At 73.4% G+C, this 8,563-nt stretch carries 7 protein-coding genes; 3 read left to right on the forward strand and 4 right to left on the reverse strand.

Annotation, left to right across the window (positions count from 1 at the left end):
* The first annotated feature begins 74 nt into the window (after positions 1–74).
* Positions 75–695 carry an SUKH-4 family immunity protein gene (locus tag ACFRAR_RS23820; protein WP_380700173.1) on the forward strand — a complete coding sequence of 207 codons (621 nt, stop codon included), beginning with the start codon at positions 75–77 and terminating at the stop codon, positions 693–695.
* A gap of 70 nt (positions 696–765) precedes the next feature.
* Here ACFRAR_RS23820 and ACFRAR_RS23825 read toward each other — a convergent pair whose 3' ends face one another.
* Complete coding sequence (locus ACFRAR_RS23825; RefSeq protein ID WP_380700174.1) at positions 766–1,443, reverse strand: TetR/AcrR family transcriptional regulator; 678 nt, start codon at positions 1,441–1,443, stop codon at positions 766–768.
* Between the two features lie 120 nt (positions 1,444–1,563).
* Here ACFRAR_RS23825 and ACFRAR_RS23830 point away from each other — a divergent pair, with 120 nt between their 5' ends.
* The gene (locus tag ACFRAR_RS23830) at positions 1,564–2,601 is read left to right on the forward strand and encodes an aldo/keto reductase (RefSeq protein ID WP_380700227.1); all 1,038 of its coding nucleotides are present in this window, start codon (positions 1,564–1,566) and stop codon (positions 2,599–2,601) included.
* A 12-nt stretch (positions 2,602–2,613) separates the two neighbouring features.
* Here the strand turns inward: ACFRAR_RS23830 and ACFRAR_RS23835 are convergent, their stop codons facing one another.
* The 3 genes from ACFRAR_RS23835 to ACFRAR_RS23845 all read right to left on the reverse strand — a co-directional run bounded on the left by ACFRAR_RS23835 (position 2,614) and on the right by ACFRAR_RS23845 (position 5,342).
* On the reverse strand, positions 2,614–3,579 hold the full coding sequence (locus ACFRAR_RS23835; protein WP_380700175.1) for a hypothetical protein: 966 nt from the start codon (positions 3,577–3,579) through the stop codon (positions 2,614–2,616).
* A gap of 102 nt (positions 3,580–3,681) precedes the next feature.
* Entirely contained in the window at positions 3,682–4,107 is a 426-nt protein-coding gene (locus ACFRAR_RS23840; protein ID WP_380700176.1) for a hypothetical protein, read from the reverse strand.
* 260 nt (positions 4,108–4,367) lie between these two features.
* Positions 4,368–5,342 carry an NAD-dependent epimerase/dehydratase family protein gene (locus ACFRAR_RS23845; RefSeq protein ID WP_380700177.1) on the reverse strand — a complete coding sequence of 325 codons (975 nt, stop codon included), beginning with the start codon at positions 5,340–5,342 and terminating at the stop codon, positions 4,368–4,370.
* 371 nt (positions 5,343–5,713) lie between these two features.
* Here ACFRAR_RS23845 and ACFRAR_RS23850 point away from each other — a divergent pair, with 371 nt between their 5' ends.
* A complete protein-coding gene (locus ACFRAR_RS23850; protein ID WP_380700178.1) occupies positions 5,714–8,461 on the forward strand; it encodes an SdrD B-like domain-containing protein in 2,748 nt (915 codons plus the stop codon).
* Positions 8,462–8,563 lie beyond the last annotated feature (102 nt).

Here is an 8,563-nt window from a genome sequence, read left to right on the forward strand (position 1 = left end):
CGGGCGGCCCTCGCCGTCGGTGCGGTGCGCTTGAATGGCGCCACCGCACCGTCCTGACCGGGGGAGACGCACCGATGACCACGTCCGAAGCCGAGCTGCTCGCGGCCGCCCGGAACCCCACCGCGGCCTGGCTGGAGTCCTGCTTCGGCCCGGGCACGCTGTGGCGGCCCGAGCCCGGGGCGTTGCCCGAGCGGCTGACGGCGCGGGGCGCCCGGGCGTTCCTGAGCGAGGTCGGGGTGCCGGCCGTCGAGCTCGACTTCGTCGGCTTCGACGCCACCGGCCTGCCCGGGCGCGGGATGTGGGAGGCCGACCTGGACGAGCTGTTCGGCGAGCGCACGCCGGGCGACGACACCCCGCCGGGCAACCGGGGCTTCTGCGTCGGGACGTTCCACGAGCGGCACCTGATGGTGTCCGGCGACACCGGCGCCGTGCGGATCTACCACCCGGACGGCTGGGACCACGGGGAGGGCTACGGCGGCCGGGCCGCCGACTCGCTGCCCGCGCTGGTCGGCGCGCTGGCGCTGCTGGCCCGCTCGGAGGAGCGGATCCGCGAGGGCGACGCCAAGGCGGCGCTGGACGGGTTCGAGGCGCTGGTACGGGAGTTGGGGCAGGGGCCGGAGGAATCGGAGCTCTGGGCAGGCCTGGTGGAGGACCTGCGCGACGAGTACGAGAGCGAGGGCGAGGGCGAGGACTGACCCTTCCCGGTTTCGACGGCCGCACAACGCCCCCGGGCTGTGCGGCCGTTCGCGTTCCAGGGGCCGGGCCCTAGACGTCCTGGCGGCGGTACGCCCCGGCCCGGGCCGCCGCCTCGGCCGCCGCCGCGGCCCGGTCGGCGGCGGCCTCGTCCAGCGGCTCCCCGGTGGTGAGCATCCGGTAGTAGAGCGGCGCCGAGACGGCCCGGACGACCTCGAACCCGTCGGTGTCCGGCGGGAGTTCGCCGCGCTCGACGGCGGCGGCGACGCACGGCGCCCACTCCTCGACCCGGCGCCGGTAGAAGTGGTGCAGCGCCTCGGCCGCGTCCGGGTCGCAGGTCGCCGCGACGATGACCGCGCGGAACAGCGCGCCCTGCCGGGGGTCGGCCAGGGTGCGCCGGACGAGCCGGGCGTTGGCCCGCAGGTCCCCGGCGAGGGAGCCGCTGTCGGTGCGTGGGAGGGACTGCTCGGCCATGTCCGCGAGCAGGTCCGCGACCAGGGCGGTGGTGCTGCCCCAGCGGCGGTAGACGGTGGTGCGGCCGACCTCGGCCCGCTGGGCGATGTCGCCGAGGTCGAGGCCGCCGAAGCCGTGCTCGACCAGGGCGTCCTCGGCGGCGCGCAGCACGGCGGTGCGCACCCGGGCGGTCCTGCCGCCGGGGCGGACCGTGCCGGGCGTGGTGGTCTCGGCGGCGGGCTCGGACGGGGAGGTCTCGGCCGGGGAGGGTGCGGGTCGGGAAGGCTCGACGGCCATTAACGGGATTCCTGTTCCATTAGCCGGGGGGAGTCTGCTAGGTTCAAGACATCTTAACGGAACGGAAGTCCCATTAGGGGCTCCGGCGAGGGGAGAACCGTCATGACCACCACCACCGACATGGAGTACCGCAGGCTCGGCGCGTCCGGCCTCAAGGTGCCCGCGCTCAGCCTCGGCACCGGCACCTTCGGCGGCCGCGGCCCGCTGTTCGGCGCCTGGGGCACCACCGACGAGCAGGAGGCCCGCCGTCTGCTCGACATCGCCATCGACGCCGGGGTCACCCTCTTCGACACCGCCGACGTCTACTCCGACGGCGCCTCCGAGGAGGTGCTCGGCCAGGCCGTCAAGGGCCGCCGCGACCAGGTGCTGATCTCCACCAAGGCCGGACTGCCCACCGGCGAGGGCCCGCAGGACGCCGGCACCTCCCGCGCCCGGCTGGTCCGGTCCGTGGACGACGCGCTGCGCCGCCTCGGCACCGACTACCTGGACCTGTTCCAGCTGCACGCCTATGACGCGAGCACCCCGATCGAGGAAGTGCTCGCCACCCTGGAGGACCTGGTCCGGGCCGGGAAGATCCGCTACACCGGCGTCTCCAACTTCTCCGGCTGGCAGCTGATGAAGTCCCTCGCCCTCGCCGACCGGCACGGCCGCCCCCGCTACGCCGCCCACCAGGTCTACTACTCGCTCGTCGGCCGCGACTACGAGTGGGAGCTGATGCCGCTCGCCGAGGAGGAGGGCGTCGGCGCCCTGGTCTGGAGCCCGCTCGGCTGGGGCCGGCTCACCGGGAAGATCCGCCGCGGGCAGCCGCTCCCGGACGGCAGCCGGCTGCACGACACCGCCGACTACGGCCCGCCGGTGGAGGAGGAGCTGCTGTACCGGGTGGTCGACGAACTGGACGGGATCGCCGCCGAGACCGGCCGCACCGTCCCCCAGGTGGCGATCAACTGGCTGCTGCGCCGACCGACCGTCTCCTCGGTCATCATCGGCGCCCGCAACGAGGAGCAGCTGCGCCAGAACCTCGGCGCGGTCGGCTGGGCCCTGACGGAGGAGCAGGTGGCCCGGCTGGACGCGGCCAGCGCCCGCACCGCGCCGTACCCGTACTTCCCCTACCGCCGGCAGGAGGCCTTCGCCCGGCTCAACCCGCCGCTCGCGGGCTGACACGCCTCGCGGTCAGGAGCCGGCGGTCACGGCCCGGGCGGTCGCCAGCATGGCGTCGTTGCCGGCCTTGGCGGCGGTGAGCTCCGCCTGGTGCAGGCGGATCAGCTCGTTCTCGTAGGCGGTCTCGACGGTGAACCAGACCCCGACCACGTTGGTCCGCTCCTTGCACTGGACGTCCGCGGTGGCCGTGGCGATCTCCTCGGCGGACGGCGTGGGGCTCGCCACCCACCGGGAGTCCTTGAGGGCGTCGTCGGGTGTGGCGTAGGTGTAACCGCGCTCCGCCATGCAGCGCGACCAGTCCTGGAAGACGGCCTTGACCCGGGGGTCCGCGCCCGAGCGTTCGAACCCCTCGAAGTTGATCGTTACCGCGACCTGGGCGTCCCGGCCGGTGCCGCCGTGCGCGATCAATTCCTGCTGCGCGGCGCTGATGCACCCGCCGGGCGGCAGCGCCTTCCCCCGGAAGGGGGAGGGCGACCCGGAGGCGGGCTTCCCGTTCGTCCCGAGGCCGCTGCCGAGCGCGGTGATGACGTCGGCACTCAGCGAGGGCTCACTGCCGGGCTTCTTCCCGCCCGACGGATCGGGCGAGTGGTAGCCGTTCACGGAGACGTCGGCGAGTTCGACCGGGTCGTACCGGTGGGTGGTCTGGGTCTCGGACGAGGTTCCGCCGAGCGGATGCGTGTAGTCCAGGCCGAAGCCTCGGACGCAACGGGTGACCAGCGCGGTCTGCGCGGCGTCGTACTGCCGGAAGTCCTCTCGGCTCAACAGGTAGGCCTCGATCGGCAGCGTCCTGTCGGCCACTTGGCTCAGCCGGGGGACGTCCCCGATCGGCGGTGGGGCCATCGGGCTGAGGGAGGCGGAGGAGGCGGCGGGGGCGGAAGGAGGGGCCGGGGCGGCGGCGGGGCCGGAAGTGCAGCCCGCCGCGAGGGCCAGGGGGATCAGCAGCAAGGCCGGTCGGAAACGGCGGCGGGTGGACGTCATGGCGGGGCTCCTCGGGACCGGCTCATGGTCGTGCGGTGGGTCGGTGACGGCCGGACGGGCGCCGGACCCCCGGTGGGGTGGGGGCCCGGCACTCGGTCAGGGCTAGTGCGCGGGCTCCCAGCTCTGCGAGTGGTTGTTGTTGCGCATGTCGACGCTGCCGCCGTTCCACCCCACCGAGCCCAGGTTCTCCGAGGTGTTGCGGATGATGAGCTGGTACGGCCCGCTGTTGCGGACGCTGTACTCGCGGTACCACACGCGGAGGTGGTACGTGTAGCTCATGTTCTTCACGGACGCGGCGTTGTTCATCACGGGCTGGCCGTTGCCCGCCCCGCCGCCGCCGAAGTAGCCGTCGTAGTTGCCCTCCTCGCCCTTGCCGAAGAAGGCTCCCTGATTGTCGGGGCTGTAGTACAAGCAGGCGTCGCCCAGGGCGCAGCCGCCGCTGCTCGCCATGGCCGGCGCGGCAGCGCCGAGGAGCACGGTGCCGATGGTGGCCGCGGCCAGGGCGGCGGCTGCCAGCTTCTTCTTCATCCCACTGCCTCTCGTTCGGTGAACCGGAGTGTCTCCGGCTGTCCTTGAGTCTGGTGGGATTGGAGAGGAGGGCCTATCCACTTTCGTTCCCTGTCGTGCGCCGGAAACGGATAGCGGTCCGGCGGCCGGTGCCGCTATCGGGCGCACCGCGTGGGCCCCGGCCCGGGAGATGTCCGGGCCGGGGCCGAACCGGCTTGTCGCGGGGCCGGCGGTCGTTCCCGCGCCGGTGGTTGAGCGGGCGTCAGGCCTGCCGCAGGGCGTCAGGCCTGTCGCGCGTGCCAGGCGGCGAGCAGCTCGGCCTCGCGTTCGGGGGTGAGGGTGTCCGGCTGGGGTTCGAACGGCCGGATGTCGCGGGCGGTTTCGGCCACCGGGCGCAGTACGAGGCCGGTGGCGAGGGCGGCGGCCGGGTCGGCGGTGCTGGTGGCGCGGGTGCGCGGGTCGGCGGGCCAGAGCGGGAGCGCGCGCTCGGGGAGGTCGGCGGAGCGCAGGAACTCCTCGTCGACCCAGGTGAGGGTGGTGCCGGGCGGGGCGACCGCCGAGGCGACGGCGTCGAGCAGGTCGCCCAGGCCGAACGGCGGTGGGGTGGCGGCGTGGTAGGCGCCGGAGGCACCTTGCTCCAGCAGGGCGAGCATCCAGGCGGCGAGGTCGCGGACGTCGACCACCTGGAGCGGCGCGTCCGGCCGGCCCGGGGCGAGCACCTCGCCGCCGCGGGCGAGGCGCCGTACCCAGTGGTCGAAGCGGTGGGTGTAGTCGCGGGGGCCGATCACGTACGTCGGGCGCACCAGTAGTGTCTCCGGGCCGAAGGCCTGCCGGGCGGCGCGTTCGCACTGGACCTTGAGGGTGCCGTACGTGGCGACGGTGACCTCCTCGGCTTCCGGGCCGTCGGCCGGGAGCAGCGGGGAGTCCTCGGTGTAGCCCGGGGCGGCCGGGATGTCGTAGACCGAGAGGGAGGAGACCAGCAGGTAGCGGCCGGCCCTGCCGGGGCCGAGGGCGGCGGCCAACTCCCGTACCTGTCGTGGGAAGTAGGCGCAGAGGTCGACGGTGGCGTCCCAGTCGCGGCCGTGCAGCGCGGACAGGTCGGCGTCCCGGTCGGCGATCAGGTGGGTGGCGTCAGGGAGCGGCTCGGTGCCCGACCGGCCCCGGTGCAGCACCGTGACCTCGTGTCCGGCGGCGAGTGCCGCCTCGGCGAAATGGAGGCCGATGAACCGGGTGCCGCCGATGACCAGAATGCGCATCCCGCCATCCTGCCAGTGCGCCCCGCCGCCGGTGTCACCGGGTGGCCGGCTGTGGCACAAGTTGTCGGTGGGGTGGGCGAGTCGGGGCAGGTGTGCGCACTCGGGGCGGGAAGTGGGTTCGACCGTCGACGGTGCGTTCGGTGCTGGTCGGAGGTGGTCGGCCGGTCAGCCGCTGGTCAGTCGACCGAGGGTGGGACGGGGAGGGGAGCGGTGACGGCCTCGTAACGTCTGATGTGTCGTCAAAGTTCCTGGTTTTCTGGCGAACTTGTGTGAAGGCCCTTTAAGCTCCCGTTAACAATGGCGGTTTTTCGCCGCTCACGAACTCCCTCACGAGGTCGGGCGGAAGGCCCAACTGACACATGAGAGCAGGGATGACGACGACTAGTGAACGAACGGCCGGTGCCGCGCGCGGCCCGGGCCGGCGGCGACAGCGCGGGCTGGGCCGTACCGTTGGGGGTGCGGCGGCCCTGGCCGTGGTGATCGGTGCCTCCTCGCTGGCGGCGGCCCCTTCGGCCTTCCCGGCGGCCGGTGACGGGGAGGTGACGGTCCGGGTGATCCGGGCCGTGGACACCAGTGGGGTGTGGTCGCCGACGCTGGAGCACGGCATGGCGGGCGTGCGGGTGACGCTCACCGACGCGGCCGGGACCAGTGTCGAGGGCATCACGGCGGCCAACGGCATGCTGACGCTGTCGCCGGCCACAAGCAAGCTGACCGGCGGCAAGTACCGGGTCCAGGTGGTGAATCCGAAGCCGGGCGTGCTCTACCCGGCCTTCGCCTCGCGCCAGGGCCTGGACGGCGCGCCGAACCGGCTGAGCTCCAACGAGGAGTTCGTCGACCTCTCCGGCGGCAAGTCGGTCGAGCTCACCACGGGGCTCTGGAGCCCCGGTGACTACTGCCAGAAGAACGCGCCGCTGGTGTCGACCTGCCAGAACCCGCCCTCGGAGGGCGACGCCCAGCACACGCTGCTGTCGTTCCCGTACAACTCCCGTGGCACGGCGGGCGCGGGCGTCGCCGTGACCGACCTGGCCACGGCCGGGCAGACCGGCAACCTGTACGGCATCGCCTGGAACCGGGCCGACCGGCGGGTGTTCTCCGCCGCCCAGGCCAAGCGGACCACCGCGTACGGCCCCGGCGGCCCCGGCGGGATCTACGTCACCGACGTGGACCAGAAGAAGACCTCGCTGTTCACCACCGTCCCGGACGCGGGCACCACCCCGCACACCGGGGGCAACGACGACGCCTTCCTGGCCCCGGTGGGCAAGGAGAGCCTCGGCGGCATCAAGGTCACCGACGACGGCAAGGACCTCTTCGTCGTCAACCTGAACGACCGCAAGCTCTACCGCTACAACGCCACCGTGGCGACGGCCTCCGCGCCCAAGGCCGCCTACGCCATCCCGAACCCGGGCTGCCCGGCGCCGGGGGACTGGCGTCCGTACGGCCTCGGCATCCAGGACGGCGTCGGCTTCCTCGGCGGCGTCTGCTCGGGCGAGTCCACCGGCAAGGCCTCGGACCTGCGCGCCGTGGTGCTGCCGTTCGACCTGTCCACCGGTGAGTTCAAGGCGGCGGTGCTGAACCAGCCGCTCGACTACCCGCGCGGAACCACGGTCGGCGGGCCGTGCCCCGGCACCGGCTGGTTCCCGTGGCAGGACACCTTCCCGACCAGCCAGAACGGCCAGGCCTGCGGGGACAACTACATGGCCAACCCCGAGCCGGCGGTGGCCGAGATCGCCTTCGAGACCGACGGCTCGATGCTGCTCGCCTTCCGGGACCGCTTCGGCGACCAGTCCGCGGCCAGCCCGACGGGCAACGTGGTGGCCAAGGTGCTGCCCGGCGGTGACCTCCTCAAGGCCTGCCCGGAGAACGGCACGTACGTGCTGGACACCAACCTGGGCTGCGGGTCCACGGCCCGGGGGCAGCGGTTCTTCGACAACGCCCGGATCGGCCACAACAACCCCGCCAACGCGGGCATGGCGTTCTCGAAGGTCGAGGACTCCATCGTGGTCTCGGGCTACGACAGCGACAGCCGGGCCTACGGCTACGGCAGCGCCTTCCAGAAGCGGGACGGCAAGGCGGACGGCGGCGTCCGGCTCAACACCGCCCCGGGCGCCCCGCCGTTCGGCAAGGGCGCCGCGATGGGCGACCTGGAGGTCCTCTGCGACCAGGCGCCGCTCCAGATCGGCAACCGGGTCTGGTACGACCCCGAGCGCAGCGGCCTCCAACTGCCCGGCCAGAAGCCGGTTCCGGGGGCCACCGTCCACCTGTACGACGAGTCCGGGAAGCTCGTGGGCACCACCACGACGACCGAGCGCGGCGAGTACTACTTCGACGACAGCGACGTCGACGGCGGCCTCAAGCCGCGGACCAAGTACACGATCAGGCTGGACAACCCGGCGGACTACGCCAAGGGCGGCCCCCTCTACCAGTGGGTGCCGACCGCGCACGACGTCGGTGACAACCACTTCATCGACTCCAAGGGCATCGTCCCGGAGGGCGGCAAGTACCCCGAGCGGGCACTGACCACCGGCGGCCCCGGCGAGGACGACCACACCTACGACTTCGGCTTCCGCCGGCAGGAGGGCGCGCTGCGCCTGGTCAAGCACGACCAGGACGGCAAGCCGCTGGCCGGCGCCAAGTTCCAGCTGTGGCACGAGACCAACGGGACCGACGGGCTCCAGCCGACCGGCGACAAGCCCGACACCAAGGTCGGCGAGCCCTGCACCACCGGGGCCGACGGCATCTGCCAGGGCCTGGGCGAGCCCGGCGAGTACTACTGGCAGGAGGTGAGCCCGCCGGACGGCTACCAGGCGCCGGAGGTCACCGTCTTCGGCCCGCTGAAGCTGACGTCGGAGAACCTCGACAAGGGCGTGGAGGTGACGGCCGTCAACAAGCTGATCCCCACCCCGACGCCGACTCCGACCCCGACCGAGACGCCGACCGCGGCGCCGACGTCGGACGCTCCGGTGCCGCCGGCCCCGGCTCCTCCGGCGTCCGGGCACCTGCCCAACACCGGTGCGGGCGACGGGACGCCGATCGTCCTGACGGGCGCGGCGACGCTGATCGTCCTGGGCTCGGCGCTGGTGCTGCTGGTCCGTAGGCGCAAGGCCGCCCCGCGCGGCTAGCCCCGCGGGGGTGTTCCACAGGCGGGCCCCGGGGCGGGGGGCCCGCCCCCGGGCCCCCACGGGCGGGGGGGCCGGGCCCCCGGGCCCCCCGGCCCCCCCCCA

The sequence above is a fragment of the Kitasatospora sp. NPDC056651 genome (assembly GCF_042792155.1).
In the GTDB taxonomy this organism is placed as follows: domain Bacteria; phylum Actinomycetota; class Actinomycetes; order Streptomycetales; family Streptomycetaceae; genus Kitasatospora.

Excerpts from the sequence above, each read along its gene's own strand:
- ACFRAR_RS23825 (WP_380700174.1), bottom strand. The coding sequence starts at position 1,443 with ATGGCCGTCGAGCCTTCCCGACCCGCACCCTCCCCGGCCGAGACCTCC.
- ACFRAR_RS23820 (WP_380700173.1), top strand. The coding sequence starts at position 75 with ATGACCACGTCCGAAGCCGAGCTGCTCGCGGCCGCCCGGAACCCCACC.
- ACFRAR_RS23835 (WP_380700175.1), bottom strand. The coding sequence starts at position 3,579 with ATGACGTCCACCCGCCGCCGTTTCCGACCGGCCTTGCTGCTGATCCCC.
- ACFRAR_RS23830 (WP_380700227.1), top strand. The coding sequence starts at position 1,564 with ATGGAGTACCGCAGGCTCGGCGCGTCCGGCCTCAAGGTGCCCGCGCTC.
- ACFRAR_RS23850 (WP_380700178.1), top strand. The coding sequence starts at position 5,714 with ATGACGACGACTAGTGAACGAACGGCCGGTGCCGCGCGCGGCCCGGGC.
- ACFRAR_RS23840 (WP_380700176.1), bottom strand. The coding sequence starts at position 4,107 with ATGAAGAAGAAGCTGGCAGCCGCCGCCCTGGCCGCGGCCACCATCGGC.
- ACFRAR_RS23845 (WP_380700177.1), bottom strand. The coding sequence starts at position 5,342 with ATGCGCATTCTGGTCATCGGCGGCACCCGGTTCATCGGCCTCCATTTC.